Genomic DNA, 25,361 nt, shown 5'->3' with positions numbered 1-25,361 from the left:
ATTTGAAGTGACTCGCGGGGGTCGTGCATACTGTTCGGGTTGCCCTGCACCGGGCCGTGTCTGTTTCCAGGTGAAACAGCTGGTCGGGCGGGGCGAGCAGTACCCCATCGAGTACCTCGCCGGGTTTCTGGCGTGGGTACGTCCGGGACAGTGTTCCAGGCCTGAGATGCATTGCGATCCGAGGCCGAGGAATGAGCGGGCGGGCGACACGCCCGACCGCGTGTACCGGAGAACCATGACAGATGAACAGCGGCGAGGATCGGGCGTGCCCGGTCAGGGTCTCCACTGAGACGTCTTCGTGTGTTCGGGCTGTGCAAATGAGGGTGGTCCAGAGGACTGGTATAGCCGGGCTTCCGGACCACGAGGAAAGCGGAGAAAAGGACACTTAGCGTGGCGGGACAAAAGATCCGCATCAGGCTCAAGGCCTATGACCACGAGGCGATCGACGCATCGGCGCGCAAGATCGTGGAGACGGTGACCCGCACCGGGGCACGCGTCGTCGGCCCGGTGCCGTTGCCGACCGAGAAGAACGTGTACTGCGTCATCCGTTCGCCGCACAAGTACAAGGACTCGCGCGAGCACTTCGAGATGCGCACGCACAAGCGCCTTATCGACATCCTCGACCCGACGCCGAAGACGGTGGACGCGCTCATGCGCATCGACCTGCCGGCCAGCGTCGACGTCAACATTCAGTGACGGGGACTCGAGACATGACTGACAACAAGAACAGGCCGGCCGCCGGCATCCTGGGCACCAAGCTCGGCATGACCCAGGTCTTCGACGACAACAACCGCGTCGTTCCCGTGACCGTCATCAAGGCCGGGCCGAACGTCGTCACCCAGATCCGCACCGTGGAGCGCGACGGCTACAGCGCCGTTCAGGTCGCCTTCGGCGCCATCGATCCGCGCAAGGTGACCAAGCCGGTCTCCGGCCAGTTCACCAAGGCCGGTGTCACGCCGCGCCGCCACGTCGCCGAGATCCGCGTCGCGGACGCCTCCACCTTCGAGGTCGGCCAGGAGATCAGCGCCGAGGTGTTCGAAGAGGGCAGCTACGTCGACGTCACCGGCACCAGCAAGGGCAAGGGCTTCGCGGGCACCATGAAGCGCCACGGCTTCCGTGGCCAGGGCGCCTCGCACGGTGCGCAGGCCGTGCACCGCCGTCCGGGTTCGATCGGTGGCTGCGCCACCCCCGGCCGCGTGTTCAAGGGCATGCGCATGTCGGGCCGGATGGGTAACGACCGCGTCACCACGCAGAACCTGTCGGTGCACAAGGTCGACGCCGAGAACGGCCTGCTGCTGATCAAGGGAGCGATCCCGGGTCGCAAGGGCGGCGTCGTGATCGTCAAGAGCGCCGTGAAGGGTGGTGCGCACGCATGACGAGCCTCGAGAAGAAGGCCAACCTGACGCTGCCGGTCAAGGAGATCGGCGGCAAGACCAACGGCACCGTCGACCTCCCCGCGGAGATCTTCGACGTGACCGCCAACATCGCGCTGATGCACCAGGTCGTCGTGGCCCAGCAGGCCGCGGCCCGCCAGGGCACGCACGCGACCAAGACCCGTGGCCAGGTCTCCGGCGGCGGCAAGAAGCCGTACCGGCAGAAGGGCACCGGTCGCGCCCGCCAGGGTTCGACCCGCGCGCCGCAGTTCACCGGCGGTGGCACCGTGCACGGCCCGCAGCCGCGCGACTACACCCAGCGCCTGCCCAAGAAGATGAAGGTCGCCGCCCTGCGTGGCGCCCTGTCCGACCGGGCGCGCAACGAGCGCATCCACGTGATCACCGAACTGGTGGCGGGCCAGACCCCGTCCACCAAGACCGCCAAGAGCTTCCTGGCCGAGCTGTCGGACCGCAAGAAGCTCCTGGTCGTGGTCGGCCGCGAGGACGTCGCCGCGTGGAAGAGCGTGGCGAACCTGCAGAACGTGCACCCGATCGCCCCGGACCAGCTCAACACCTACGACGTGCTCAACAGCGACGACGTGGTGTTCAGCGTCGAGGCGCTCAACGCGTTCGTGCACGGCCCGGCCGAGGCTGCACAGGAGGAGAGCAAGTGACCACCATCGCCGACCCCCGCGACATTCTGCTGGCGCCGGTCATCTCCGAGAAGTCCTACGGACTGATCGAGGAAGGCACCTACACCTTCCTGGTGCACCCGGACTCGAACAAGACGCAGATCAAGATCGCCGTGGAGAAGGTCTTCGGTGTGAAGGTGACCAGCGTCAACACCGCCAACCGTCAGGGCAAGCGCAAGCGGACCCGCTTCGGTTACGGCAAGCGCAAGAACACCAAGCGCGCGCTCGTGACCATCTCGGCCGACAGCAAGCCCATCGAGATCTTCGGAGGCCCGGTCGCGTAAGCGCCCGGGAATCCAGAAAGCAGAGAAGAACTCATGGCAATCCGTAAGTACAAGCCGACTACGCCGGGCCGCCGCGGCTCCAGCGTCTCGGACTTCGCCGAGATCACCCGGTCGACCCCGGAGAAGTCGCTGCTGCGCCCGCTGACCAAGTCCGGTGGCCGCAACGCCCACGGCCGGATCACCACCCGGCACCGCGGTGGCGGGCACAAGCGCGCCTACCGTCTGATCGACTTCCGTCGTCTGGACAAGGACGGGATCCCGGCCAAGGTCGCGCACATCGAGTACGACCCGAACCGCACCGCGAACATCGCGCTGCTGCACTTCGTGGACGGCGAGAAGCGCTACATCATCGCCCCCAAGGGCGTGACGCAGGGCACCCGCATCGAGTCCGGCCCGACGGCCGACATCAAGCCGGGTAACAACCTGCCGCTGCGCAACATCCCGACCGGTACCACCATCCACGCGGTGGAGCTGCGTCCGGGCGGCGGCGCCAAGCTGGCCCGCTCGGCAGGCATGAGCATCCAGCTGCTGGGTAAGGAAGGCCCCTACGCCACGCTGCGTATGCCCTCCGGTGAGATCCGTCGCGTCGACGTGCGCTGCCGCGCCACCGTCGGCGAGGTCGGCAACGCCGAGCAGTCGAACATCAACTGGGGCAAGGCAGGCCGCATGCGCTGGAAGGGCCGCCGCCCCACGGTCCGTGGTGTCGTCATGAACCCGGTCGACCACCCGCATGGTGGTGGTGAGGGCAAGACCTCCGGTGGTCGCCACCCGGTCTCGCCCTGGGGTCAGCCGGAAGGCCGCACCCGCAAGCCCAACCGTCCGAGCGACAAGCTCATCGTCCGCCGTCGCAAGACCGGCAAGAAGCGCTGAAGGAGGAGGTAAGAAATGCCACGCAGCCTCAAGAAAGGCCCGTTCGTCGACGACCACCTCCTCGCGAAGGTGGACGTGCAGAACGAGAAGGGCACCAAGCAGGTCATCAAGACCTGGTCGCGTCGTTCGACCATCATCCCCGATTTCATCGGTCACACGTTCGCGGTGCACGACGGCCGCAAGCACGTGCCGGTGTTCATCTCGGACAACATGGTCGGGCACAAGCTCGGTGAGTTCGCGCCGACCAGGACGTTCAAGAGCCACGTCAAGGAAGACCGGAAGAGCAAGCGGCGATGACGACGACTGAGACTCAGAACCCGACTGCGCGCGCGACCGCCAAGCACGTTCGCGTGACCCCGATGAAGGCACGCCGTGTCGTGGACCTGGTCCGCGGCAAGCGCGTCGAGGACGCCCTCGCCCTGCTGAAGTTCGCGCCCCAGGCCGCGAGCGAGCCGGTCGCCAAGGTCGTCGCGAGCGCCGCGGCCAACGCCGAGAACAACCTCGGCCTGAACCCGGCCACGCTGGTCATCTCGACGGCCTACGTCGACGAGGGTGCCACCCTGAAGCGGTTCCAGCCGCGTGCCCAGGGCCGTGCGTTCCGCATCCGCAAGCGCACCAGCCACATCACCATCGAGGTCGAGAGCATCCCCACCGCCGGTGGAGCCACTCGTAACCGCCGGAAGGGAGGGGCAAAGTAAATGGGACAGAAGATCAACCCCCACGGCTTCCGCCTCGGTATCACCACCGACTGGAAGTCACGTTGGTACGCGGACAAGCAGTACGCGGACTACGTGAAGGAAGACGTCGCGATCCGCAAGCTGCTGGCCACCGGCATGGAGCGGGCGGGCATCTCCAAGGTCGAGATCGAGCGCACCCGTGACCGCGTGCGGGTGGACATCCACACCGCGCGTCCGGGCATCGTGATCGGCCGCCGCGGCGCCGAGGCCGACCGCATCCGCGCCGAGCTGGAGAAGCTGACCGGCAAGCAGGTGCAGCTGAACATCCTCGAGGTGAAGAACCCCGAGTCGGATGCGCAGCTGGTCGCTCAGGCCGTCGCCGAGCAGCTGTCCAACCGTGTGGCGTTCCGTCGCGCGATGCGCAAGGCCATCCAGTCGGCCATGCGTTCGCCGAACGTCAAGGGCATCCGTGTGCAGTGCTCGGGCCGCCTCGGCGGCGCCGAAATGTCGCGCTCGGAGTTCTACCGCGAGGGTCGGGTGCCGCTGCACACGCTGCGCGCCGACGTCGACTACGGCCTCTACGAGGCCAGGACCACCTTCGGTCGCATCGGCGTGAAGGTCTGGATCTACAAGGGCGACATCGTCGGTGGCAAGCGTGAGCTGGCCGCCGCTGCCGCCGCGCCCGAGCGTCCGCGCCGGGAGCGGCCGAGCCGCCCGCGTCGGTCCGGTTCCACCGGCACCACCGCGACCAGCACCGAGGCCGGGCGCGCCGCCACCGCGGTGGCCGACGCCCCGGCAGAGACACAGGAGGGCTGACGCATGCTGATGCCTCGCAAGGTGAAGCACCGCAAGCAGCACCACCCGGGCCGTTCCGGTATGGCCAAGGGCGGCACCTCGGTGGCGTTCGGCGAGTTCGGCATCCAGGCGCTGGAGCCGGCGTACGTCACCAACCGGCAGATCGAGTCGGCGCGTATCGCGATGACTCGCCATATCCGCCGTGGCGGCAAGATCTGGATCAACATCTACCCGGATCGCCCGCTGACCAAGAAGCCCGCCGAGACCCGCATGGGTTCCGGTAAGGGTTCGCCGGAGTGGTGGGTCGCGAACGTCAAGCCCGGTCGCGTGATGTTCGAGATGAGCTACCCGAACGAGGAGACCGCTCGTGAGGCCCTGCGCCGCGCGATGCACAAGCTCCCGATGAAGTGCAGGATCGTGACCAGGGAGGAGCAGTTCTGATGGCTACCGGAACACCGGCCGCAGAGCTCCGTGAGCTCACCGAAGAGGAGTTGGTGGCCAAGCTGCGCGACTCCAAGGAAGAGCTGTTCAACCTGCGCTTCCAGATGGCGACGGGTCAGCTGGACAACAACCGTCGTCTGCGCGTCGTCCGTCACGAGATCGCGCGCATCTACACGGTCATGCGTGAGCGCGAGCTCGGTCTGGCCACCGGACCCGCTGGCAAGGGAGATGCCGCATGAGCGACAAAGCAGAAGGGCAGCGCGGCACCCGCAAGGTGCGGGTCGGCTACGTTGTCTCGGACAAGATGAACAAGACGATCGTCGTCGAGCTGGAAGACCGCAACCGGCACCCGCTCTACGGCAAGATCATTCGCACCACCTCGAAGGTGAAGGCGCACGACGAGAACGAGGTCGCAGGTATCGGCGACCGCGTTCAGCTGATGGAGACCCGTCCGCTGTCGGCCACCAAGCGCTGGCGTCTGGTCGAGGTCCTGGAGAAGGCCAAGTAAGCCTCTCCGGCACGGCGTGAAACCCGAAGGCTCGCTTTCCGTTCTCGGAGGCGGGCCTTCGGCGTATCCGGGCGCGTCCGAGGAATTCCCTTGCCGTCCATCCTGCATGGGTACTGTCGTGTTGCGGGTGGCGATCGAGCAAACCGGCGGACTCCTGGCCTGGCCGGAACTGCGATAGGTGGCGCCGACGGCCGATGCGGAGGATGAGCGGTGGGGAATGTGAGTCGACCTGACCAGACCTACGATCGAGCGCTGCTGCGGGAACATCTGCTGAAAACGCGGATAGCGGGTGATGTCGCGACGCCTCGGGAGGGGAATCTCGCGAACTATCGCAAGATGGTGTCGAAGGACCCTGGTTATCAGTTCGGGCTGACGCTGAAGGATTGGACCTTCGCCGAGACGCTGGAGATGATGGCGCGTCTGTGCGGGGTCAGCCCCGACCCGCGGCATGTGCGGGGTCCCGACACCATCGACGTCGACCTGACGCTCGACGCGCTCGACGCGATGGGAGCGCGGATCGGGCTCGCCGCTCGCCGTCGGGAGACGGTGATCCTGGCGACCGGGCATCCGGACACACTCATGGGCGTCTATCGCGCTGTCGAGGACGCGTTACGTGCGGCAGGATGCGCGGTGCTCGTGCCGGCTGCCGGGTGGTCCTATCGGGTCACCACGCCATGGGGCCCGCAGCATCGCGAGATCGTCTACAACTCCGGAGTTGCCGCGCTGGGCTCCGACGGCACGCTGCGGCACACTCATGATCCGCATCCGATGCGGGCGGCCCTGCGGGAGTTGCGCGAGGCCGAAACCGGCCAATGGCCCGACCTGGTCGTCGCCGACCACGGCTGGGCCGGGGCGGCAGGGGAGGCGGGCATCGAGACCGTGGGATTCGCCGACAGCAACGACCCCGCACTGTTCGCCGGGCAAGCGGAGGGGAAGATCGCGGTCACGGTGCCCCTCGATGACGGAGTCCATCCCGACTACTACGGTCCGCTGACCGCTTATCTGCTCGGCCAGGCCGGACTTACCGGCTGAGGTCACCCCGGTGCCGTGTGTCGCACACGATGGTTTCCAGATCGGATTGCGTTGGGCGCCAGAGTAATTCGGCCATAGCCTTGGCCGGGTCGCTGATCAGGGCGGCCGGTTCCGGCGCCGGTGGCCGATGGATCAGCTGAATTCGACGTCCGGTCCGCCGTTCGACCGCGGCCACGACGTCGAGAATGCTGCTGCCGCGGCCGCTGCCGATGAGAAAGCGCCTGAATTCGCCTTTCGGCGGCATGTTCTCGATACACGCGACGAAAGCCGCTGCGGCGTCGTCGATATGCAGATAGTCGCGGACAGCGCTGCCGTCGCCGTTGACTTCCAGAGCCGAGCCATTCCTCGCGGCGGCGAATGCTCGGGGAATCAAGCGCGTCGGATCGGGATCCGCGCCGCCGGCCACGTTCATCAAGCGCAGCACGGTAGCGGACAAGCGACCGGTGCCCGCCTGCGCGCTGATCGCCCACTCGGCGGCCAGCTTGCTCGCCGCGTACGGGTGCGGGGGCGCGTCGGGTAGACGCTCTGTCATCGGCTGTTGTTCGGGAGTTCCGTATATCGAGCCGGTCGAAGCGAAGACGAGCCGCGATATTCCGGCAGCGGCCATGGCGTCCAGCAATGCGACGGTCCCGCCGGTATTGACGCGGAAGTACCGGAGCGGATCGGCCGCCGACTCGCGCGCCCGAGTAAGCCCACCGAGATGGCACACCGCCTCCACGCCGTCCACAGCTTTCCGAAGCCCGTCCTCATCCAGCAGGTCGGCGACGCGAGTCGTCACCCGCGGAGGCGAACCGCTGTCGCGAACCATCGCGATCGGCTCGTGCCCGGCTCCAGCCAGCAGTCTTACGACCGCCTGGCCCAGATAGCCGTTCGCTCCGGTGACGAGAACGCGCACACCGTGATGGTATGGCTTGAACCATGCGATCGCCGGAGGGCGGAGAGGCGATGCGCGGTGCGCAAGCGGAACAGATCGATTAGCTGAGCGAAGGCTCGCCGCGCCAGGTCGGCCGGGCAGGCGGTCAGGTCTTGCGCTATACGTATACATCTACTTATAGTGAGACGACGGCCCGGACTTTCTGGGAGCATCGAATCCGTACCGGTAGAGGCGGATTCGGGGTGGGCCGGTCGACGGTAGACGCATGCCCGCATGCGCACTGATCTATGAAACGGGGAAATCATGACCACTGATCCGAACAACCTGAGCGGCGTGGACACTGTCGAAAAGCAGGCCTGCGGCGTCACCATTGTGAAGGAATCGGCCGAGCCGGGCGACGTGGACGACCTGCGCCAAATCGTGTTGCGCGTGGGTCCGGGCGGCGGGCGTCAGCAGCGGTTCTTCGGCAGACTGCTCGGCGAATCCCGCGAATACGGCAAGGTCGGGATGAACGTGGTGCGGGTCTACGTGAGCCGGAAAGGCAAATTCGTGGTGCACCGCCGGGAATCGGACTGGCGCGAAATGTCCGTCGCGATCGACTGGACCGAATGGAAGAATTGGCGCGAGCTGCTGCGGCCCGGCAGCGGCGAGCGCGAGTGGGGCGACTACACGGTGGAGATCGTGGACTCGCCCGCCGAGTTGCGGGGCCGGATTCCGGAGCACATCTACCGGACTGTCGTCGACGTGGCCGAGCACCCGAACTCGCAGGACCTGCAGATCTGAGATACCGCCGCTTTTCCACATCCGGAAAGGATCTATTCGCAGATGTTCGCACGACTGGGGGCCGTGGTCGTCCACAATCCGTGGAAGGTGATCGGCCTGTGGGTGCTGCTCGCCATCGCGGTGGTGGCCGCGGCGCCGGAACTGAAATCCACCACAGACCAATCAGCTTTTCTGCCTTCGCATTACGAGTCCATTCGGGCGTTGGAATTGCAGCAGAAGGCTTTCCCGGACAGCTCCGCTCCCGCGGCCATCATCGTGTTCGCCCGGAAGGACGGCACGCCGTTGACCGGTGCGGACGCCGCTTCGGTCGTCTCGATCGGCAATGAGCTGCGCGACGCGCAGGTCAAGGACGTCATCGGGATGCAACCGACGCCGCCGTCGGAGAACCGCCTGGTCCAGATCATCGCGGTGCAGATGACGAAGGTGACGAATCCGAACGACACCACTCAAGGCGACGCGGTCAAGGCGCTGCGCAAGGAGCTGACCGAGCGCGTCGCGAACACCGAGCTGAAGGCGGGCATCACCGGCCAGGCGGCGCAGATGCTGGATCAGCGGGAATCGGGCGACAAGGGGCTGGCCATCGTCGGTATCGCCACCGTCGTGCTGATCCTGGTGCTGTTGCTGGTCATCTTCCGCAGCCCGGTGATCGCGTTGCTGCCGATCGTCGTGATCGGCGCGATCTCCAGCATGGTGAGTGGGTTGATCGCCGTGGTGGCCAGAGCCTTCGACTTGCAGATCGACGCATCGATCAATGCCATTCTGGTGGTGGTGCTGTTCGGTGTCGGCACCGACTACATCCTGTTCCTGATGTTCCGCTATCGCGAGCGGTTGCGCGCGGGCGAGGATTCGAAGACCGCCATGGTCAACGCCGTCACCCGGGTGGGTGAGGCGATCACGTCCGCGGCGGGCGCGGTGATCATCGCGTTCATGGCGCTGGTGCTGTCCACGCTCGGCATGTTCCGCGCCATGGGCCCGGCGCTGGCGATCGCGGTGGCGGTCGCGCTGGCGGCGGGGCTGACGCTGGTGCCGGCGGTGGTCTCGCTGCTGGGCACCAAGGTGTTCTGGCCGTCCAAGGCGTGGCGCATCGAACCGAAGGGCGCGCGATTCACCGCGATCGGCAATGCGCTCGGCCGGCGGCCCGCTGTGTTCGCCGCGGTCTCCGGCGGTTTGCTGGTCGTGCTCGGGATCTTCGCCTTGGGTTTCCACCCCACGTTCGACCTCAGCTCGGGCCAAACTTCGGAGGCCGCCGAATCCGTTGTCTACAGCAAGGAATTGGTCAAGGGCCTGCCCGCGGGGACGACCCAGCCTTCGGACGTCCTGTTGCAGTCCGGCGGTGGCGAATTGGCCGTCGATCAACTCGCCGCCTACCGCGCCGCGCTGGCCGCGGTGCCGGGAGTGGGACAGGTGGGGGAGCCGAAGTTGTCCGCGGACAAGTCGATCGCCGACTTCGCGGTGACGCTCTCCGCCGCGCCGGAGTCGGACGCCGCGCTGGACACCGTCAAGGGACCGTTGCGCGATGTCGCGCATTCCGCGGCGCCCGCCGGTGCTACCGCCGCCGTCGGTGGTCTGACCTCGGTCTTCGTCGACTTCCAGGAGGCGATGGCGCGTGACTACGCGATCGTGTTCCCGGTGGCGGCGATCCTGATCATGATCGTGCTGGGGTTGCTGCTGCGTAGCCTGGTCGCGCCGTGGTACCTGATGGCCTCGGTGTTCCTCGGCTTCGCCGCCACGCTGGGTGCCGCGGTGCTGGTGTTCCAGCACTTCCGGGGCGAGACCGGCCTGATCTTCACGCTGCCGGTGATCATGTACCTGTTCGTGGTCGCGCTGGGCACCGACTACAACATCCTCATGGTCGCCCGGTTGCGGGAAGAAGCGCGCGAGGGCAACGAACCGAAACAGGCCGCGGCGCTGGCCGTGCGGCACACCGGTCCCACCATCGCGGCGGCCGGGGTGATCCTGGCAGGCACCTTCGCATCGATGATGCTGGCGGGCAACAACGTTCTCGCACAGATGGGCTTCGCCATCTCGGTGGGCATCGCGATCGCGGCCTTCGTCATGGCGATGTTCTTCACGCCCGCGCTCACGGCGCTCATCGGGCACAAGGCGTGGTGGCCGGGGCACGGGGACGAGAAGCCCGATGGCTCTGGACCGGAGTCTCGCGAGGTCGTCGGGACTTCGGTCGGCGAGAGCTGAGCGGGACCGGAACTCGCGGACACCGCGGATGAGTGAACCGGAATAGAGCTGTGCGCCCGATTCATCGGGCGCACAGCCTTTTCCGCACGAAGAACGCACGTCGTGACCGGACGGTCACCGGGCGCGGGAAACTCCGTGCGTGCGGTCCAGACCTTGTCCGGTGCCGCCACGCTCGATACTCATGCCCACGCGGCCATATAACCGCCGCTCACGGGTGATGCCGCCGCCCCAGCCGCAGGAGTCTCGCCACCTCCGACAGACGCCCTTCTCGTCCAGCTCTCTCTGAACGCCGCGCCTCACGTTCCTGCTCGGCCGCCGCCGCGCCTCAGCCGCTGACCAACCGCACTACATCGCGTGGTCGGCCGTGGCTGTGGTTTCCTACGAGACTCAAATCTTGACGTTGGCCCACTTCGCGAACCGGGCCAGGGAGTCGGTTCCGCGCCGGGTATTGGCGAGCACGCGGACGGTCTCGTGGACTTGGGGGTGGTTGCGTGTCAGCGCCGGTGCGATCCGGCGCGCCTGGTCGAGGCTGGCGAGGGCACGCTGCTTGTCGCCGTGAAGCAACCAGGCGCGGGACACGTCGATCCAGTGATGTCCAGCGCGGGATGGCGTCACCGATGCCGGTAGCCGAATCTGCTCGGCGCGTGCGACAGCGGTTGTGCCATCGGACAACTCGACGGGCACGGCGACGGAGTGAATAGCGACGTTCGGCAGATGGAAACCGGTTCCATACTCCTGGTATCGGTCGGAGCTGATCCTCTCGCCGATCCGGCGCGCTTCTCGAAGATGAGTGTCGGCGGTGTCGGCGTCGAGCGCACGGGCGGAAAGTATCGACGCCCGCAGGTGTAGCGCGCCCCGCACCGCGAGTACTTCCGGCGTCGCAGGTAGTTGCTCACTGGCTGCGTGTGCGCGCTCGATGATCCGCAGTCCACCGGCATACGCGCCGGAGTACAGCAGGATCAGCGCGCGATGGTATTCCGCCGCGATTGGCCACGCGAGGTCACCGCTACGTTCGGCGGCCCACACGCATCGTTCGGCGGCCAGTCCGGCGAGGTCGAGGTAGCCGTACCGGTAGGCGATCGATGACGCACTGTTGTATGCGTAGGCGAGCGTCGAATAGATCCTCTCCAAACGCCGCCCGGATGGCTCGTCGGCGGCGAGCGCATGCAAACCATGGATTACGTCCGGCAGTTCGGCGGTGTGGTCGCCGTACCGGCCACGCCGTCTGCTCTCCTGTACCCGATGCAGCGCCGTGGTCAGCTCTTCCAGGGTGGTCGGCGCATTCAGTGGTTCGTCATTGAACGCCAAAATTTTTCGGCGCAACTCGCGGATCGTGGCGTGCGTTCCGGCATCGTCGCGCGCCGGGATGTAGGGCTGCCCGGTCAGATCCTCGATGTCGACCCCGAGTGCCCCGGCCACGGCCGCGATGAACGCGGGCGAGGCTGGCCGGGCGCCTCGCTCGACCTTGCGCAACAGCGACAACGACACGTTCGCCTTCTGCGCGAGCTGTTGCTGTGTGAGCCGGGTGAGCTTGCGCGCCCTAGCGGTGCGTTCCCCGATCCCGGCATCGTCCATGCCTCCACGGTGACACACGATGTGCCGCTTCGCATGCGTTCATCGAGGACAAGGTATCCGCAGGCCCCGGCGTCGGGTCGAGTCCTGAATCCCCGGCGCCGGGTGCCAACCAACCACCCACGACGTGCCGAAAGGTCACCGAATGACCGCAGAGCTCGCAACTGTCCTGATCGTCGTAGCCGCTGTCGGCGGACTGCTGATTCTCGTGTTCTGGGTGCTGCCCTGGCTACTCGAGCTCGGCGACGAACCGGACGAATCCGTACCGGCACGAGAGATCTTCGCGCGGCTGGAGGACGAGCGGCGATGACGACTCGGCGTTCCTGGGTGCAGGACTACTGTGAGGACGGCAACCTGCCTGCGGACGAGAAACACGCGCGCGGCCTGATGAAGATCCACCAGAACTGTGAACCGCCATGCCCGCGTAGAGCGTCCGCTGAGCGCTATCTGAGCGAGCGCGGCGTGCGCCGCGCGCCGGACGAATGGCGGAAACCATGAGCGCCGTATTCGGATACCTTCAGCCCGGTTGGAAGAACTCGAGCATTCTCCGGCTGGCGTCCGGTGATGTCAGGAGTTCCTGTATCTGTGCGGACATCCGGGCGGCGGCGCTGGTGCGTTCGAACATCTCCCGTTCGTATTCTTCTACGGCGGAGGGAAAGTCGTCCGGGTGCGCGGCCAGTGCGAGGCCGAGCACGGCGCCGTCGAGCAGCGCCATGTTGGCGCCCTCGCCCACCGGCGGCATCAGGTGCGCGGCGTCGCCGAGCAGCGTGACGTCCGGCCTCGACGGCCAGGTCAGGCCGATCGGGAGACTGGTGATCGACCGCGGCACGACCGTGTCGTCGCAGGCCGCGATCAGCGCGGTGAATCGTGCGTCCCAGCCGGGGAGCAGGTCGATCAGCCGCGCCCGGGCGGCGGCCGGGTCGTCGAACGGGATCCCGGCGGTAGCGAACCAGTCCTCGCCGGTGTTGTAGAAGCTGAGGCCGATGCGAACGCGGCCGTCGCCGTTGCGCTGCGCCGCCAGGGACAGTCCGTTGCCGAGCACCCAGTAGTTGCCGCGGCCGATCATCGCCGCGAGGTCGGGGTGGGTGCGGTCGATGTCGGGAATGCCGAGCTCGACGACGTTCTGGCCGATATGCGCCGGGCGGGCGTCGGTGAGCAGCGGGCGGACCCGGGACTGCGCGCCGTCCGCTCCGACCAGCAGGTCATATGTCGCAGTGCTGCCGTCGGCGAAGTGCAGTAGGCCGTTGTCGGCGGATTCGAACGCGTGCCCCCAGCGCACCACGTCCTCGGGGAGGGAGTCCAACAGCAGGTTGCGCAGATCGGCGCGGTCGACCTCGGGGCGATCGAGCGGGGCGTCGTCGGGGGTGTCCTCCTGGAGCAGCAGGGTGCCGTCCGGCTCGAGCAGGCGCATGTCTTGGCCTTCACCACGGGCGATCGAGTGGAACTGGTCGATCAGTCCGGCCTCGCGCAGCGCCCGCTGGCCGGAATGGATGTCGAGCATGCCGCCCTGGCCGCGAGCCTCGCGCGAGGCTTCGCGTTCGTACACGACGGCCGCGATGCCGTTCACGTGCAGCACCCGGGCAAGCGCCAGGCCGCCGAGTCCGGCTCCGACGATCGTGATGGTCATGATTACCTCCGATACACCGTATTTTTCAATACACTGTATCTGGCCATGCGATGTAGTGTCAGCGGCATGTTGGTGTGGGAGCGACCGGAGCCACCAGATCGACCGGTGCCGGCGCCGTTGAGCCGGGAGCGGATCGTGCGAGCGGCGATCCGGCTGGCCGACGCGGACGGCTTGGCGGCGGTGTCGCTGCGCAAGGTCGCCGCCGCGCTGGATGTCGGGCCGATGCGGCTGTACGGCTACATCGCCACCAAGGACGAGTTGCTCGACTTGATGGTCGACGCGGTATACGCCGAGATCCAGCCGGCCGGAGACGGTTGGCGGGAGGTGCTGCGCTCCCTTGCCGAAACCACCCGGCAAGCAGCTCACCAGCACGAATGGTTCGCCGACCTGCTCGGTGGGCGGCCACAGCTCGGGCCGCACGCGATGGCCAGAGGGGAGGCCGTGCTGGCGGCACTGGGCGGCGTCGACGTGGACATGGCCATGCCGGTGGTCGCCGCGGTCAACGCGTACGTGATCGGCGCGGTGCGCCGCGAGATCGCCGACCGGCGCGCCGAGCGATCCACCGGGATGGACGAGCACCAGTGGCAGGTTGCCTTCGGACCTTATCTGGAGCGAGCCTTCGCGACCGGCCGATTCCCCGCGCTGGAGACGGTCGTACGCGACGCCGCCCACCTCGACGCCGACCAAACCTTCCGCATGGGCCTCGACTTCCTGCTCGACGGCATCGAAGCCCGCATCTCGAGTTGACCGAAGACGCCCGGGCCGATGTCATCGCTGCACCCGTTGGCCGAACACGCCGACGTGTCCGCGTCTCGATGGTGGCGCGCCTGCCTTCCAGCTTTTGCGCCATCGTTAGCCGCTCGGAGCGGCGGTGCTCAGCTGATGGTCGCGTAGGGGCGGTGGACTTTGACAGCGGAGTCCAGGACGCGGGTGACCGCGGAGCGGGGGACGCCGAGTTCGTTCGCGATGGCGGGGGTCGAGCCGCCCTGATCGGCGAGGGTCAGGATCTCCCTGACCTCTTCGATCGGGAGGTCGGACAGGTGACGGGCGGTGATGGCTCGTGCGATGGCGGAGATTTCGTCGTCGTCGGTGTCGGCTTCCTCCGGCTCGGTGGGGAATTCGTCGTCCTCGTCGTCGTCCTCGAGGACCGGCATCGGTGCGATGGGGAGGGGCGAAAGCTCGGGGGTTTCCTCGAGGGCCAGTTGTTCGCTCTCCGCGTCGGCGGAGCGGTCGTTCTGCTCTGCGGACATCGACTTTCCGCGTTTCGCCGCGCGCGGGGCGGTGGCGTTGGGGTGCACCTGTGCGGCGGTGTCGGCGATTGCGGGGGACTGTGTGTGCATCGGTTCGGTGGAGCCGGGACGCCGGGCGGCGTCGTCTCCTCGATGCACGCGATCGGCCGAGCGTTCGCCTCGAACGGCGGGCGGAAGTGGCGGCGTCGCGCTGTTCGTCTGAGTGAAGGGACGGTCGTCGAACTCGAGTCCGTCCAGCGAAATCTGCTGTGCCGCAGGTTGCGCGGGTTCTGGACGCGGTTCCCGGATATCGGACACCTGCTTTCGCACTCGGCTCGGCGTTCCGTGCTCGAAGTCGGCCGGTGAAGGCTGCGCTGCTTCGGGATCGGTCGACAGGGCCGAATCTCCGTCCGACTGGACTTGCGAGACATGCTGGGCGGCAGATGAATCCGGATGGGTGGGGGAAGTCGTCAACTCGCGGCCGTTGGTGGCAGACGGAACCGGGCTGCCATGGGGAGCGAGGGTGTCCGTGTGGTCTTCAGTGGCCGGGGCGGTGTGCCGGTCGACCGGAAGCGCGTGCGTGTTGATGCCTGTAGGCGTCCCGGCGGCGTGACCATTGGTGGTTCGATCAGTGTCGTGCCCGTTGACTCGAGCGTCTCCGGTCGCCGGGAACTCGGTGATGTCATCGTTGGTGCCAGGGCGGAAGGCGTTTCCGTTGACCCGTGGGTGCCGCTCGGTGCCGTCGGCGGGGGTCGGCACCGTGTGACCGTTGGTGGGCGGGCGCAAGGTATGTCCGTTGATGCGCGGGTGCCCGTTCCCGTTGACAGGTGTCCGGCCGGCCTTGCCGTCGATCGGCAGGACGTGGCCGTTCACGGACAGGTCGCCGCGGGTGTGGCCATTGACGGTGGGTTCGACGGGGTGGCCGTTCGTCGTGTGGGGGAGTGCGACACCGTTCGTGCCGGTATCGATCGCGTGACCGTTGGCCGGGCGCTCGTCGGCGGAACCCGAGGTGAAGTTCTCGCCCACTTCGCTGTGCACAGGATTCGCACCCGCGGGCTGGGCACCGTCGACGGGGTGGCCGTTGATCTGCGTATCGACCGCGTGGCCGTTGGCCGTGCGAGTATCGGCGAGGCCCGAAGCGCTGAAGCCCTCGCGCACTTCGCCGTTGTCAGGGGCCGCCGCGGTGGACGCGACGCGGTCGACAGTGATGGGGTGCCCGTTGATCGGCGATCCGACCGCGTGACCATTGGTCGCCGACTTTCCGGGATCGACGCGTGCCGGGACAGGCATGGTCGCTGCGGCCGAGTCGGACTCGTCGGGCCGTGCGCCGGGACGAGTGCCTGTCGTCTCGGCTGGGACGGCGTGGTGGGTCGAGGCTTCGCTCCCGGCGTGATGGAGGTCGGCACCGCCCCGATGACCGGCTCGCGCTCCGTAATTCGCGTCGTGGTGCGGCTCGCGGCCATCGGTCACGCCCGCATAGGTCTCCCAGGGAGATCGGCCGCTGTTCGCCGCTGCGTCGAGGGAGGGGCGACCACTCGCTTCCGCCTGCATGCCCGTGGCGAGTTGCGCATCGAGATGGATCGTTCGCGGGTCGGGATCGATCACCGGCGCGCCGTCGATCAGCACCGCGTACCGCGCGGAAACCCAGGCGTGCAACCAGATCACGACGCCGACCATCACCGGAGCGATCGCGTATTCGGCGGCGCGGCCGAGGTCGCCCGCGGCGAGATGCGGTCCCGTGTTCAGTGCGACGGTCGTGCCGAGCAGCGCCGCCTCGAAGAAGATCACCTTGCCGCGCGCCAGCTCCCGGCCCCATCGCGCCGCGGTCGTCGCCGCCACCATGATGGTGATGATCGGGATCGAGATCATCGCCTCGATGCCGTAGCTCAACCAGTACAGCGGATCGGCCATGTCGCCGCTGGGCACCAGATTGTGCTGCACGTTGACACCGGCCCACACCATGCCGAGCACGACGACGGCGATCAAGGCGCGCGACGACCACTCCGCCCGTCGGTAGAGCTGCGCCAGGCGCGCGTCCTGGCTCGACGCCCGACGCCGCGCCGCCAGCGCGCGCCGATGCCAGCGGGCGTCGGCCTCCTCCGAGCGACGCAACGCCGCGGACGACTTCCGGTCGCGCCGTTCGGTGGCCAGTTCCGCCTCGATGGCCCGTCGCCGCTGCTCGCGGCGGCGCGCGCGAATCCATTCCGCCAGCTCGCGCTCCGCGGCGATCTCGCGTTCGGACAGCACCTCCAGCAGCGCCGGATCGAGCTGCAGGGGCAGTTTGCCGCGCGCGGTCTCGACTTGCTGTGCCAGCGCGGCAATCTCGGAACTATCGTTCGAGAATTCGTCGGGCATCGCGAGCCTTCCCAAGAGCAGGTCTCATGTCGAGTGGTGGAGACATGATCGCTCGAACATATGTGTGATCGAAGTGAGATTAAACCGACCTCCGCCCGTGGTCAATGTGGCGCTCTCCGCGCAGAAGGCGACACGCCGAGCGCGGGAAATTCATGACCTCCCTCGAATATCCGGATGAGCGGCGCATTCAACGGCGCTCTCCGCGTGTCGAAACTCCGTTCGAATGCGCACGTATCCAGTGCACCGTATTTTCCGCCCAGGTTGCCCGGTTTGCGCTCCGCGATCCGAACCGGTCGGCCGTATCCACTGGGCAGGCGCGGAGACATCCGATGTGTGGAACGGCTACATGGACGGTGCTGTCCGATCCGGCTATCGCGCTGCGGCCGAAGTTCTCGGCTGCCTGGGTTCCTGAAGAAGGATTCCTGGCCGGACTCTCGGTCCAGTTTCTCCGGCAGGTGTCAACTGAGCGTGGTGTGCCAGACGATGGCGGCGGCCAGGGCTCCCGCGCCGTTGACCGACCAGTGCAGGGCTATCGGGGCGAGCAGGCTGCCGCTGCGGTGGCGCAGCCAGGTGAACACCACGCCCGCCGCGGCCGTCGCGAGAACGGCGAGCAGGATGCCGACGATCTGTCCGGTCACGCCGCCGCCGACGAATGCGCTGAGGCCGCGATTGCCGGAGGTGAGACCGAGGGACGACGCGATATGCCAGAGGCCGAACAGCAGGGAGCCCGCCGCGAAGACGCCGCGCGCACCGTATGCGCGGTCGAGCGTGCCGTACAGCACGCCACGGAAGGCCAGCTCCTCTGGGATCGCGGTCTGCAACGGGATGACGATCATGGAGGCGATCAACGCGCCGGAGATGGTCGCATAGCGATCGGCCAGGAAGAACGGCCGCGTGAGCGGTAGTGCCGCCCCGATCCCGACGACCGCGAGGACCAACGCCACCGCGCCGAGCGCGTAAAGCGAACCGCGCCGCCAGTGCCGGGGCGAAAGGCCGAGTTCCGACCAGCCGAGACCGCGCCTGCGGACCAGCGCGAGCAGCACGAGCGCCGAGACCGGCACCGTCACGATGCTCGCCCACGCGGTGGTGAAATGTGCGATGAGATTGGTGCCCGCCAAGACGATCACCACCACGGCGACGTCGACGTAGGCGCGCACTTTGTGGCGTGGGCGGGGCGGTGCTGCAAGGTCCGGCTCAGACATCTCGACCGAGTCTACGGAACGAGAACACGTTCACCGCGGACCCGGGCCTTATTGCTGGATCGATCACTTTTCGCCGCCGTTGCGGTCGACCGGGGTCCGCGCCGTATGCGCGGAAGGCGAGGCGGGTGCCGCGGAACGTGTGCGGAGGCATGGCGCGGCGCTCGGCCGGGTGATCGTGTCGTGGCGCCGCTGCTCGATGCGGGCGCCGACCGCGGTGTCAGCCGGCCCACCCGTGCGGGTCGGTCCAGGCCTGCAGCGTGCGGCTGGTCTCGAAACGGCGCGGCTCGCGGGTGACCGGATCAGTGAACTCGAGCGAGGCGGCCAGCAGTTGCAGCGGCCTGGTGAAGTCGTCGACCGGCTTGTCGGTGAGCACCGGGTAGAAGTCGTCGCCGAGGATGGGGACGCCGAGGCTGTTCATATGCAGGCGCAATTGATGGGTCCGGCCGGTGTGCGGGCGCAGCCGGTAGCGGCCGAGGCCGTCGCGGTGCTCGAGCAGTTCGATCTCGGTTTCCGCGTTGGGTTCGCCCGGGACCTCTTGGGCCGCGAGCACCTGCTTCTCTTTGATGATCCGGCTGCGAACCACGCGGGGCAGCGTGAGGCCGGGATCGAACGGGGCGATCGCCTCGTACTCTTTGCGCACGGTGCGCTTGTGGAACATGGTCTGGTACGCGCCGCGGCGAGCCGGGTTGATCACGAAAAGCACCAGGCCCGCCGTGACGCGGTCGAGTCGATGCGCCGGGACCAGGTCGGGGAGGCCCAGCTCTCGGCGCAGCCGCACCAGCGCGGTCTGCAGGATGTGCTGACCGCGCGGGATCGTGGCCAGGAAGTGCGGTTTGTCCACCACCAGCAGGTCGTCGTCGCGATGCACGACGGGGATGTCGAACGGCACCACCGTCTCCTCGGGCAGATCGCGATGGAACCAGACCGCGCCGCCGGGCACGAACGGTGCGTCCGGAGCGATCGGCCCGTCCAGGTCGACGATGCCGCCCGTGTGCAGCAGTTCATCGATGCGCGTCGGGGAGACCCGGGGCAGGCGCTCCACCAAATGGTCCCGGATGGTCGCCCAATGGCCCTGCTCCGGTAGTCGCAACCGGGCCGGGTCCAAGCCGTGCCGTTTCGGCAACGGCGGTTGTTGCCGCCTTCTCATCGATACCGACCCTAATAGGTGCAGTCGGACGTAGTCCGTCCTCGGTCCGCGCATGGCCGGAGCGAAGGCGGAGGTACGCACGATGGGCGCAGTCGGATGTAGTCCGTCCTCAGCCCGCGCATGGCCGGAGCGAAGGCGGAGGTACGCCTGACCGCAGGCCGGTGACGTCCGAGGTCGCGGGCTCAGTGTGCGCGGATCGCGATGCCCGGGTAATCGAGCACCAAGCCCGACTTGTCGTAGTCCAGCGTGCAGGCGAAGTCGAACTCCGGGGCGGAGTACTGGAACCGCGGTCCGTGCGCGCCGTCGGCGACGCGGACGTAGCGCTGCTCCAACCGGCCCACCGCGGCGCCGGAGGCGTACACGTAGGCCGCGGGCGCGTCCGCGCCGTCGCCGATCTCCCGCGCGGACCGGTGCACGGGGAGCGCGTTGGTCAGCGCGGAGGACTCCAGGTCCACGTCCAGACAGCCGTCGAGCAGGGGCGCGGGCATGCCGTCCAGCAGCCAGGACCCCGTGCCGTCGGACTCCAGCACCAGCGTGTTCCAGCCGCCTGGCTTGCGCACGGCCACTTGGGCCCGGCGCGTGCGCCATTCGGTGTCCAGCGCGATCCGGTAGTCCACCACCCAGGCCGCGCCGTCCTCCACCGCTGTCGTGCAGCCGTCGATCAGCACGCCTTGCTCGGTGACCCGGAAATACGCCACCTCGAACCCCTCGCGGGCGGTGCGATGACGCCACGCGGCGGTGGGCGGCGGCGGCGCGAACTGCATCGGATTCAGAATCCGCGCAGCCGGTCGGGGGTGATGCGCAGCACGACGGAGTACTCGGCGTAGAACTGCTCGTCGGTCAGGCCGATCGAGCGAAGGCCCTCGGCGTACTTCGTGGTGAAGGCGTCGATCTCCGCCGAACCGGGCCGTTGCTCGACCACGCGCGCCGTGCCGGTGAGTACCACCACGTCGCCGCCGGACGTGGTGCTGTTGAGGTTCAGCGCGACCCGGGGATTGCGCTGGATGTTGCGGACCTTCGGCTGCCCGGGCTTGCTGAAGATCAGGAATTCACCATCGCGCCACTGGAACCAGACGGGGTTGGGCTGCGGTGTTCCAGTGGGGCCGACGGTAGTCAGCCACAGGATGGACTCGCGGTTCAGGCGTTCGGCGACTTTGGCGCCGAATTCGGTCTCGGTGTCGACGACAGGGGTGGCGGAACGATCGGATGCCGTTGCGGTCATGGCAAGGACAACACCCCGGCCGCCGTGACGATTCCGCTCGACGGGCTGATGCCACTCCGATACAGGGGAGCTCGTCGCGGCGGGAGTCACGAGCAAGGTGCTCCTGTCACGGCGTGGCCCGTTCGTCCAGCACCATCAGCCGGGCTTCGACCAACGTCCCGCGGGCGCGCCGCCGGACCCGGCACATCTCGACGCTGCAATCCAGGTGCACTTGCATGGCATGGTGCGCTTGGCCCGCGGTGAGTTCGCCGGGATCTCTGCCGCAATTCGACAGAAACGAAAACATCTCCGTGCCATACATATTCGATCCTCCTGCGGATCCGTGGTTTCGCTCGCATTCGAAGTTAGCGATGCACGCGGGCTATCGGACCAGGATGCGGGTTCGTTCACGGAGGTTTCCCGAGCGCGTCGACAGTTCGAAAACAGTGAGTTCGCAGCAGTTTTCGCACATTGACGAAATAAGTCACGAAAGACAACGGCAGGTAGGCGGGGGCCGCCCGTGGTCCCGGCGGCGAAGCGGGCGACCCGTGCCGTGCCGGACGACCGCCTCCGTACTCGCTGGTCGATGGACCGCCCGCGAAGCCGGAGGGCAAAGATAACTTAGGCTAACCTTTCTTGCTGGGCGCTTCTGTGTGAGGATGAGGCGGTTCCGGTGACGGATGCCGCGAGAGACGAGGTCAGATGACGGTAGAGGTCGCGCCGCTGCCTGCGGCGCAGACGGGGAACCGGCCGCCGAGGGCGGTGCTGAAAGAACGCAAGCAGCAGGAGGCCCAGGCGCGCAGGGAGATCCTCGCGCCCGTGCGCGGCCCGTTGACCGTCGCGAGCATCGTCATGGCCGTCGCGTCGGCGTGCGCGGTCGTGCCCTTCGTGCTGATCGTGGCGGCCTGCCGCGAACTGCTCCAGGATCAGGTGGACACCGACCGGGTGTGGCGTCAGCTGACGATCGCGGTGCTGGTCCTGGTGGTCCGCGCGCTGCTCCAGGCCGCGGCGTTGACCTGGACGCACCTGGTCGACGCCGGATATCAACTCGCCGTGCGCCGGGCGCTGGCGGCCAAGCTGACCCGGGTGCCGCTGGGCTGGTTCGGCGAGCGGACCTCCGGCGAGGTGAAGAAGTATCTCCAGGACGATGTGGAGGCATTGCACTACCTGGTGGCGCACGCTCGCCTGGAGTTCGTCGGCGCCGTCACCGTTCCGCTGATCACGTTCGGCTATCTGCTCACCGTCGAATGGCGGCTGGCTTTGGTGCTGCTGGTGCCGGTGCTGGCGTACGCCGTGCTCTACGGCCGGATGATGGACCGGGACGGGCGGGACCGCTTCGTGGTCTACACCCGCTCCGAGCAGGCCACCAAGCAAGCCGCCATCGAGTTCGTCGACGGCATTCAGGTGGTGCGCGCGTTCGGTCAGGCGGGCAAGGCGCACAGCGTCTTCCAGGACGCCGTCGAGCACCAAGCCCACAGCGTGGACCGGCTGAAGACGCCGATCATCAAGGTGCAGGCGGCCTCCGACATCGTCGTCACCCCGGTGTTCGTGATGCTGGTCGTAGTCGTCGCGGGACTGGCCGCGGTGGGCCTGGACTGGGTGGAGCCGCTGGACGTGCTGCCGTTTCTGCTGGTCGGCCTCGGCCTGGGCAGTTCATTGATCGGTCTCGGCTATGGCGCGCAGGCGCTGCGGGCCGCCGCGGTGGCGGCGCAACGCCTGCACGACCTGCAACGGACTCCCGAATTGAGTAACGGTGCGCCGACCTCCGCCGCGCCGGAAGCCGAATCCGCGCCCGCCGGTCTGGTCCGGTTCGAAGGTGTCGACTTCGGCTATCGTTCCGGCCACGACGTGCTGCGAGGTATCGATCTCGAGCTCGCCCCCGGCACGATCACGGCTCTGGTCGGCCCGAGCGGATCGGGCAAATCGACACTGGCCAAATTGCTGCCGCGGTTCTACGACGTGGGTTCGGGCCGGATCACCATCGGCGGCCGCGACATCCGTGACTTTCCGAGCGACGAGCTCTACCGCACCGTCGGGTTCGTCTTCCAGGATGTGCGGCTGATCCGCGGCAGTATCAAGGAGAACCTGCGCCTGGCCCGTCCCGACGCCGACGACGCCGCGGTGGAGCGGGCCGCCCGCGCCGCGCAGATCCACGATCGCATCGTGGCGCTGCCGCGTGGTTACGACTCGGAACTCGGTATCGACGCGACGCTCTCCGGCGGCGAGGCGCAACGGCTTTCGATAGCGCGCGCCCTGCTCGCGGACACCCCGGTCCTCGTGCTCGATGAAGCGACCGCCTTCGCGGACCCGGAATCCGAAGCGGCCGTGCAGGACGCGCTGGCCGTACTGGTCGCGGGGCGCACGGTCCTGGTCATCGCACACCGGTTGCACACCATCACCTCGGTGGATCGGATCCTGGTGCTCGAGCGGGGACGACTGGTCGAGCAGGGTGATCACGCGAGTCTCGTCACCGCGGGCGGCGCCTACCAGCGGCTATGGGAGATCAACGAAGCGGCGCTGGGCGATATGACGCTCGTCCACAGTGCGGAGGGAGTCCGATGATTCGCAAGGTGCTGGACCTGGTTCCGGGCGAATTCGCCCATCTGACACCGAAACTGTTCGCCGTCATAGTCGCGCAGGCCGTTAGCCAGGCCGTGGCATACCTGCTGCTGGTGCCGGTGCTGACCGCGCTTTTCGACGACGACCTCGGCCGTGCGTGGCTCTGGGCGCTCGGCATGTTCGCCGCCGTCGCGGGCGTGGTGGTTTTCGGCTACCTGCAGGCGGCGATCGGCCTGCGCGTCGGCATCGGCATGCAGCGCGGATTGCAGACCCGGCTCGGCGACCACCTGAACGCACTGCCGCTCGGCTGGTTCGAGACCCATGACGCCGGGCCGCTCGGGCGGCTCATGGTCGACAACGTGCGCGAGCTGCAAGGCTTGGTCGCCTATCTGCTGGCCAGGATCTTCAGCGGCGTCATCGTGCCGCTCGCGGTCGCGGTCGGCATGCTGGCGGTCGACTGGCGTATCGCGCTGGCGATGCTGCTCGCCGCGCCAGTGCTCTACCTGGTGAACCGGCTGGCCGATCGCGCATACACCAGCGCGGACCAGCGGATGCACGCGGCGGCGGCCGAAGCCGATTCGCGCGTCATCGAATTCGCCCAGGCGCAGCCGGTGCTGCGGGCGTTCGGCGCGGTGGGATCGGGCAACCGCGCGCTCGACGCGGCGTTGGCCGGGCAGCGCTCGGCCGGATCGCGCATGGTGTTCGCCAGCGTGCCGGGCCTGATCCTGTTCGCGCTGTTCGTGCAGGCCGTGTTCCTGGTTCTGGTGTACGTCGCGGTGGCGCGGGTGACCGACGGCGCCATCTCGGCAGCCGCTGCGATCGCGCTGATCGCGGTGAGCTCGCGGTTCATCGAACCGCTCAACCAAGCCGCGCAGTTGGGCACCGCGCTGCGTTCGGCGGGTGCGGCCGCGGACCGGATCACCCAGCTGCTCGCCGAACCGGTGCTCCCGGAGGCGGAAACGGCGGTCACCCCGCAAGCGCCGTCGGTGGTCTTCGACGACGTGAGTTTCGGATACCGTCCCGGTGAACCGGTGCTGTCGGGCGTGACGTTCAGCGTGCCCGCGGGCACCACGACGGCCATCGTCGGGCCGAGCGGTGCGGGTAAGACGACGTTGCTGCGGCTGGCCGCCCGGTTCTACGACGTGGATTCGGGCCGGGTTACGGTGGGCGGGCACGACGTGCGCGATCAGCCTTCGGCGACGCTGCTGAGTCAGTTGTCGCTGGTCTTCCAGAACGTCTACCTGTTCGACCAGTCGGTCGCGGACAACATCCGGATCGGCAGGCCGGATGCCGGTGACGACGAGGTGCGTCGCGCGGCGGCCGCGGCGCGCGTCGACGAGATCGTCGACCGGCTCCCGGACGGTTTCGACACTCGGGTCGGTGAGGGCGGTGCGGCGTTGTCCGGCGGTGAGCGGCAGCGGGTCTCGATCGCCAGGGCGTTGCTGAAGGACGCGCCGATCGTGCTGCTCGACGAGGTGACCAGCGCGCTCGATCCGCACAGCGAAGCGGTCGTTGTGCGCGGCATGCACGAGATCACCAAGGACAAGACGGTGATCGTGGTCGCGCACCGGCTGGCCACCATCGCCCACGCCGATCAGATCCTGTTCGTGGACGGCGGGCGGATCGTGGAGCGCGGCACGCACGCGGAACTGCTCGCGCTGGACGGCCGATACGCCGCGTTCTGGAACGAGCGATCTCGCGCGTCGGGCTGGCATCTGGAGCCGGTCGCCACCTAGCACCTCGCACGCCGAGCCGGTCACCGTGGACGCCGAGAACAGCCGGCGCCCACGGTGATCCGTTCGCGCGAGTGGTGCGGCCAGGCGCGGGCGATGACCTCGGTCCCGCCGGGCGGGAGCCGACGAATCGGCTGTAGTCGCCGTTTTCGCTCGGGACGTTGTCGATACCGGAAACGCCGCACCGCGCGAATACGGATGCGGCGTGGGAGCA

At 67.8% G+C, this 25,361-nt stretch carries 29 protein-coding genes; 20 read left to right on the top strand and 9 right to left on the bottom strand.

The window, feature by feature from the left end; all coding sequences use genetic code 11:
- Window positions 1-390 precede the first annotated feature (390 nt).
- From rpsJ to ACWEH3_RS03315, 12 genes are all read left to right on the top strand, one after another.
- On the top strand, window positions 391-696 hold the full coding sequence (gene rpsJ, locus ACWEH3_RS03370) for a 30S ribosomal protein S10 (protein ID WP_003938093.1): 306 nt from the start codon (window positions 391-393) through the stop codon (window positions 694-696).
- Window positions 697-710: 14 nt separating this feature from the next.
- Window positions 711-1,376: a 50S ribosomal protein L3 gene (gene rplC, locus ACWEH3_RS03365; RefSeq protein ID WP_355076024.1), complete on the top strand. Its 666-nt coding sequence runs from the start codon at window positions 711-713 to the stop codon at window positions 1,374-1,376.
- Entirely contained in the window at window positions 1,373-2,047 is a 675-nt protein-coding gene (gene rplD / locus ACWEH3_RS03360; protein ID WP_039795438.1) for a 50S ribosomal protein L4, read from the top strand. The genes rplC and rplD overlap by 4 nt, the downstream gene beginning before the upstream one ends.
- Complete coding sequence (gene rplW / locus ACWEH3_RS03355) at window positions 2,044-2,349, top strand: 50S ribosomal protein L23 (RefSeq protein WP_011207266.1); 306 nt, start codon at window positions 2,044-2,046, stop codon at window positions 2,347-2,349. The genes rplD and rplW overlap by 4 nt, the downstream gene beginning before the upstream one ends.
- 33 nt (window positions 2,350-2,382) lie before the next feature.
- Window positions 2,383-3,219, top strand: coding sequence for a 50S ribosomal protein L2 (rplB, locus tag ACWEH3_RS03350; protein WP_039795441.1), 837 nt, complete (start codon window positions 2,383-2,385; stop codon window positions 3,217-3,219).
- 15 nt (window positions 3,220-3,234) lie between these two features.
- A complete protein-coding gene (gene rpsS / locus ACWEH3_RS03345; protein WP_014981659.1) occupies window positions 3,235-3,516 on the top strand; it encodes a 30S ribosomal protein S19 in 282 nt (93 codons plus the stop codon).
- A complete protein-coding gene (gene rplV, locus ACWEH3_RS03340) occupies window positions 3,513-3,917 on the top strand; it encodes a 50S ribosomal protein L22 (RefSeq protein WP_039795443.1) in 405 nt (134 codons plus the stop codon). The genes rpsS and rplV overlap by 4 nt, the downstream gene beginning before the upstream one ends.
- Entirely contained in the window at window positions 3,918-4,712 is a 795-nt protein-coding gene (gene rpsC, locus ACWEH3_RS03335; RefSeq protein WP_039795445.1) for a 30S ribosomal protein S3, read from the top strand.
- A gap of 3 nt (window positions 4,713-4,715) precedes the next feature.
- Window positions 4,716-5,132: a 50S ribosomal protein L16 gene (rplP, locus tag ACWEH3_RS03330; protein ID WP_040864842.1), complete on the top strand. Its 417-nt coding sequence runs from the start codon at window positions 4,716-4,718 to the stop codon at window positions 5,130-5,132.
- A complete protein-coding gene (gene rpmC / locus ACWEH3_RS03325; protein WP_040864843.1) occupies window positions 5,132-5,371 on the top strand; it encodes a 50S ribosomal protein L29 in 240 nt (79 codons plus the stop codon). The genes rplP and rpmC overlap by 1 nt, the downstream gene beginning before the upstream one ends.
- Window positions 5,368-5,640, top strand: coding sequence for a 30S ribosomal protein S17 (gene rpsQ / locus ACWEH3_RS03320; protein WP_355076029.1), 273 nt, complete (start codon window positions 5,368-5,370; stop codon window positions 5,638-5,640). The genes rpmC and rpsQ overlap by 4 nt, the downstream gene beginning before the upstream one ends.
- A 219-nt stretch (window positions 5,641-5,859) precedes the next feature.
- On the top strand, window positions 5,860-6,672 hold the full coding sequence (locus tag ACWEH3_RS03315; RefSeq protein WP_450015003.1) for a phosphatase: 813 nt from the start codon (window positions 5,860-5,862) through the stop codon (window positions 6,670-6,672).
- Here ACWEH3_RS03315 and ACWEH3_RS03310 read toward each other — a convergent pair.
- Window positions 6,662-7,567, bottom strand: coding sequence for an NAD-dependent epimerase/dehydratase family protein (locus ACWEH3_RS03310; RefSeq protein WP_450015004.1), 906 nt, complete (start codon window positions 7,565-7,567; stop codon window positions 6,662-6,664). The genes ACWEH3_RS03315 and ACWEH3_RS03310 overlap by 11 nt on opposite strands.
- Window positions 7,568-7,849: 282 nt before the next feature.
- On the opposite strand from ACWEH3_RS03310, the gene ACWEH3_RS03305 reads away from it, so the two are divergent.
- Together ACWEH3_RS03305 and ACWEH3_RS03300 are read left to right on the top strand one after the other, a co-directional pair.
- A complete protein-coding gene (locus tag ACWEH3_RS03305; RefSeq protein ID WP_450015005.1) occupies window positions 7,850-8,329 on the top strand; it encodes an EXLDI protein in 480 nt (159 codons plus the stop codon).
- A 42-nt stretch (window positions 8,330-8,371) separates the two neighbouring features.
- Window positions 8,372-10,522: an MMPL family transporter gene (locus tag ACWEH3_RS03300; protein ID WP_450015006.1), complete on the top strand. Its 2,151-nt coding sequence runs from the start codon at window positions 8,372-8,374 to the stop codon at window positions 10,520-10,522.
- A gap of 387 nt (window positions 10,523-10,909) precedes the next feature.
- On the opposite strand, the gene ACWEH3_RS03295 is transcribed toward ACWEH3_RS03300, so the two are convergent.
- Window positions 10,910-12,097 (bottom strand): helix-turn-helix domain-containing protein, encoded by a 1,188-nt coding sequence (locus ACWEH3_RS03295; protein WP_450015007.1) that lies wholly within the window; start codon window positions 12,095-12,097, stop codon window positions 10,910-10,912.
- Window positions 12,098-12,239: 142 nt separating this feature from the next.
- On the opposite strand from ACWEH3_RS03295, the gene ACWEH3_RS03290 reads away from it, so the two are divergent.
- Window positions 12,240-12,404 carry a hypothetical protein gene (locus ACWEH3_RS03290; protein WP_379251940.1) on the top strand — a complete coding sequence of 55 codons (165 nt, stop codon included), beginning with the start codon at window positions 12,240-12,242 and terminating at the stop codon, window positions 12,402-12,404.
- Complete coding sequence (locus ACWEH3_RS03285; RefSeq protein ID WP_450015008.1) at window positions 12,401-12,592, top strand: hypothetical protein; 192 nt, start codon at window positions 12,401-12,403, stop codon at window positions 12,590-12,592. The genes ACWEH3_RS03290 and ACWEH3_RS03285 overlap by 4 nt, the downstream gene beginning before the upstream one ends.
- A 19-nt stretch (window positions 12,593-12,611) precedes the next feature.
- Here ACWEH3_RS03285 and ACWEH3_RS03280 read toward each other — a convergent pair whose 3' ends face one another.
- Window positions 12,612-13,721, bottom strand: a complete 1,110-nt coding sequence (locus tag ACWEH3_RS03280) for an FAD-dependent oxidoreductase (protein WP_450015009.1) — start codon at window positions 13,719-13,721, stop codon at window positions 12,612-12,614.
- Window positions 13,722-13,787: 66 nt separating this feature from the next.
- On the opposite strand from ACWEH3_RS03280, the gene ACWEH3_RS03275 reads away from it, so the two are divergent.
- Window positions 13,788-14,468 (top strand): TetR/AcrR family transcriptional regulator, encoded by a 681-nt coding sequence (locus ACWEH3_RS03275; protein ID WP_450015010.1) that lies wholly within the window; start codon window positions 13,788-13,790, stop codon window positions 14,466-14,468.
- 128 nt (window positions 14,469-14,596) lie between these two features.
- Here ACWEH3_RS03275 and ACWEH3_RS03270 read toward each other — a convergent pair whose 3' ends face one another.
- A complete protein-coding gene (locus tag ACWEH3_RS03270) occupies window positions 14,597-17,305 on the bottom strand; it encodes a hypothetical protein (protein WP_450015011.1) in 2,709 nt (902 codons plus the stop codon).
- A gap of 238 nt (window positions 17,306-17,543) precedes the next feature.
- Here ACWEH3_RS03270 and ACWEH3_RS03265 point away from each other — a divergent pair, with 238 nt between their 5' ends.
- On the top strand, window positions 17,544-17,717 hold the full coding sequence (locus ACWEH3_RS03265; protein WP_450015121.1) for an FAD-dependent oxidoreductase: 174 nt from the start codon (window positions 17,544-17,546) through the stop codon (window positions 17,715-17,717).
- A 46-nt stretch (window positions 17,718-17,763) separates the two neighbouring features.
- On the opposite strand, the gene ACWEH3_RS03260 is transcribed toward ACWEH3_RS03265, so the two are convergent.
- The 5 genes from ACWEH3_RS03260 to ACWEH3_RS03240 form a co-directional block, all read right to left on the bottom strand.
- Window positions 17,764-18,507: a CPBP family intramembrane glutamic endopeptidase gene (locus ACWEH3_RS03260; RefSeq protein WP_450015012.1), complete on the bottom strand. Its 744-nt coding sequence runs from the start codon at window positions 18,505-18,507 to the stop codon at window positions 17,764-17,766.
- Between the two features lie 217 nt (window positions 18,508-18,724).
- A complete protein-coding gene (locus ACWEH3_RS03255) occupies window positions 18,725-19,654 on the bottom strand; it encodes an RluA family pseudouridine synthase (protein WP_450015013.1) in 930 nt (309 codons plus the stop codon).
- A gap of 182 nt (window positions 19,655-19,836) precedes the next feature.
- A complete protein-coding gene (locus ACWEH3_RS03250; RefSeq protein WP_450015014.1) occupies window positions 19,837-20,418 on the bottom strand; it encodes a putative glycolipid-binding domain-containing protein in 582 nt (193 codons plus the stop codon).
- A 5-nt stretch (window positions 20,419-20,423) separates the two neighbouring features.
- Window positions 20,424-20,876 carry a TIGR03667 family PPOX class F420-dependent oxidoreductase gene (locus tag ACWEH3_RS03245; RefSeq protein WP_450015015.1) on the bottom strand — a complete coding sequence of 151 codons (453 nt, stop codon included), beginning with the start codon at window positions 20,874-20,876 and terminating at the stop codon, window positions 20,424-20,426.
- Between the two features lie 106 nt (window positions 20,877-20,982).
- Entirely contained in the window at window positions 20,983-21,162 is a 180-nt protein-coding gene (locus ACWEH3_RS03240) for a hypothetical protein (protein WP_450015016.1), read from the bottom strand.
- 395 nt (window positions 21,163-21,557) lie between these two features.
- Here ACWEH3_RS03240 and ACWEH3_RS03235 point away from each other — a divergent pair, with 395 nt between their 5' ends.
- Together ACWEH3_RS03235 and ACWEH3_RS03230 are read left to right on the top strand one after the other, a co-directional pair.
- Complete coding sequence (locus tag ACWEH3_RS03235) at window positions 21,558-23,417, top strand: ABC transporter ATP-binding protein (RefSeq protein WP_450015017.1); 1,860 nt, start codon at window positions 21,558-21,560, stop codon at window positions 23,415-23,417.
- Entirely contained in the window at window positions 23,414-25,150 is a 1,737-nt protein-coding gene (locus tag ACWEH3_RS03230; protein ID WP_450015018.1) for an ABC transporter ATP-binding protein, read from the top strand. Before ACWEH3_RS03235 ends, ACWEH3_RS03230 begins: the two co-directional genes overlap by 4 nt.
- Window positions 25,151-25,361: the final 211 nt, after the last annotated feature.

The organism is Nocardia sp. NPDC004718, from assembly GCF_053601535.1.
This window is presented reverse-complemented; position numbering and strand designations above follow the sequence as displayed.

Coding starts and splice junctions, on each gene's coding strand:
- rplC (WP_355076024.1), top strand. CDS start 711: ATGACTGACAACAAGAACAGGCCGGCCGCCGGCATCCTGGGCACCAAG.
- rplD (WP_039795438.1), top strand. CDS start 1,373: ATGACGAGCCTCGAGAAGAAGGCCAACCTGACGCTGCCGGTCAAGGAG.
- rplB (WP_039795441.1), top strand. CDS start 2,383: ATGGCAATCCGTAAGTACAAGCCGACTACGCCGGGCCGCCGCGGCTCC.
- rpsS (WP_014981659.1), top strand. CDS start 3,235: ATGCCACGCAGCCTCAAGAAAGGCCCGTTCGTCGACGACCACCTCCTC.
- rplV (WP_039795443.1), top strand. CDS start 3,513: ATGACGACGACTGAGACTCAGAACCCGACTGCGCGCGCGACCGCCAAG.
- rpsC (WP_039795445.1), top strand. CDS start 3,918: ATGGGACAGAAGATCAACCCCCACGGCTTCCGCCTCGGTATCACCACC.
- rplP (WP_040864842.1), top strand. CDS start 4,716: ATGCTGATGCCTCGCAAGGTGAAGCACCGCAAGCAGCACCACCCGGGC.
- rpmC (WP_040864843.1), top strand. CDS start 5,132: ATGGCTACCGGAACACCGGCCGCAGAGCTCCGTGAGCTCACCGAAGAG.
- rpsQ (WP_355076029.1), top strand. CDS start 5,368: ATGAGCGACAAAGCAGAAGGGCAGCGCGGCACCCGCAAGGTGCGGGTC.
- ACWEH3_RS03305 (WP_450015005.1), top strand. CDS start 7,850: ATGACCACTGATCCGAACAACCTGAGCGGCGTGGACACTGTCGAAAAG.
- ACWEH3_RS03300 (WP_450015006.1), top strand. CDS start 8,372: ATGTTCGCACGACTGGGGGCCGTGGTCGTCCACAATCCGTGGAAGGTG.
- ACWEH3_RS03295 (WP_450015007.1), bottom strand. CDS start 12,097: ATGGACGATGCCGGGATCGGGGAACGCACCGCTAGGGCGCGCAAGCTC.
- ACWEH3_RS03290 (WP_379251940.1), top strand. CDS start 12,240: ATGACCGCAGAGCTCGCAACTGTCCTGATCGTCGTAGCCGCTGTCGGC.
- ACWEH3_RS03285 (WP_450015008.1), top strand. CDS start 12,401: ATGACGACTCGGCGTTCCTGGGTGCAGGACTACTGTGAGGACGGCAAC.
- ACWEH3_RS03280 (WP_450015009.1), bottom strand. CDS start 13,721: ATGACCATCACGATCGTCGGAGCCGGACTCGGCGGCCTGGCGCTTGCC.
- ACWEH3_RS03275 (WP_450015010.1), top strand. CDS start 13,788: ATGTTGGTGTGGGAGCGACCGGAGCCACCAGATCGACCGGTGCCGGCG.
- ACWEH3_RS03270 (WP_450015011.1), bottom strand. CDS start 17,305: ATGCCCGACGAATTCTCGAACGATAGTTCCGAGATTGCCGCGCTGGCA.
- ACWEH3_RS03260 (WP_450015012.1), bottom strand. CDS start 18,507: ATGTCTGAGCCGGACCTTGCAGCACCGCCCCGCCCACGCCACAAAGTG.
- ACWEH3_RS03255 (WP_450015013.1), bottom strand. CDS start 19,654: ATGAGAAGGCGGCAACAACCGCCGTTGCCGAAACGGCACGGCTTGGAC.
- ACWEH3_RS03250 (WP_450015014.1), bottom strand. CDS start 20,418: ATGCAGTTCGCGCCGCCGCCGCCCACCGCCGCGTGGCGTCATCGCACC.
- ACWEH3_RS03245 (WP_450015015.1), bottom strand. CDS start 20,876: ATGACCGCAACGGCATCCGATCGTTCCGCCACCCCTGTCGTCGACACC.
- ACWEH3_RS03240 (WP_450015016.1), bottom strand. CDS start 21,162: ATGTTTTCGTTTCTGTCGAATTGCGGCAGAGATCCCGGCGAACTCACC.
- ACWEH3_RS03235 (WP_450015017.1), top strand. CDS start 21,558: ATGACGGTAGAGGTCGCGCCGCTGCCTGCGGCGCAGACGGGGAACCGG.
- ACWEH3_RS03230 (WP_450015018.1), top strand. CDS start 23,414: ATGATTCGCAAGGTGCTGGACCTGGTTCCGGGCGAATTCGCCCATCTG.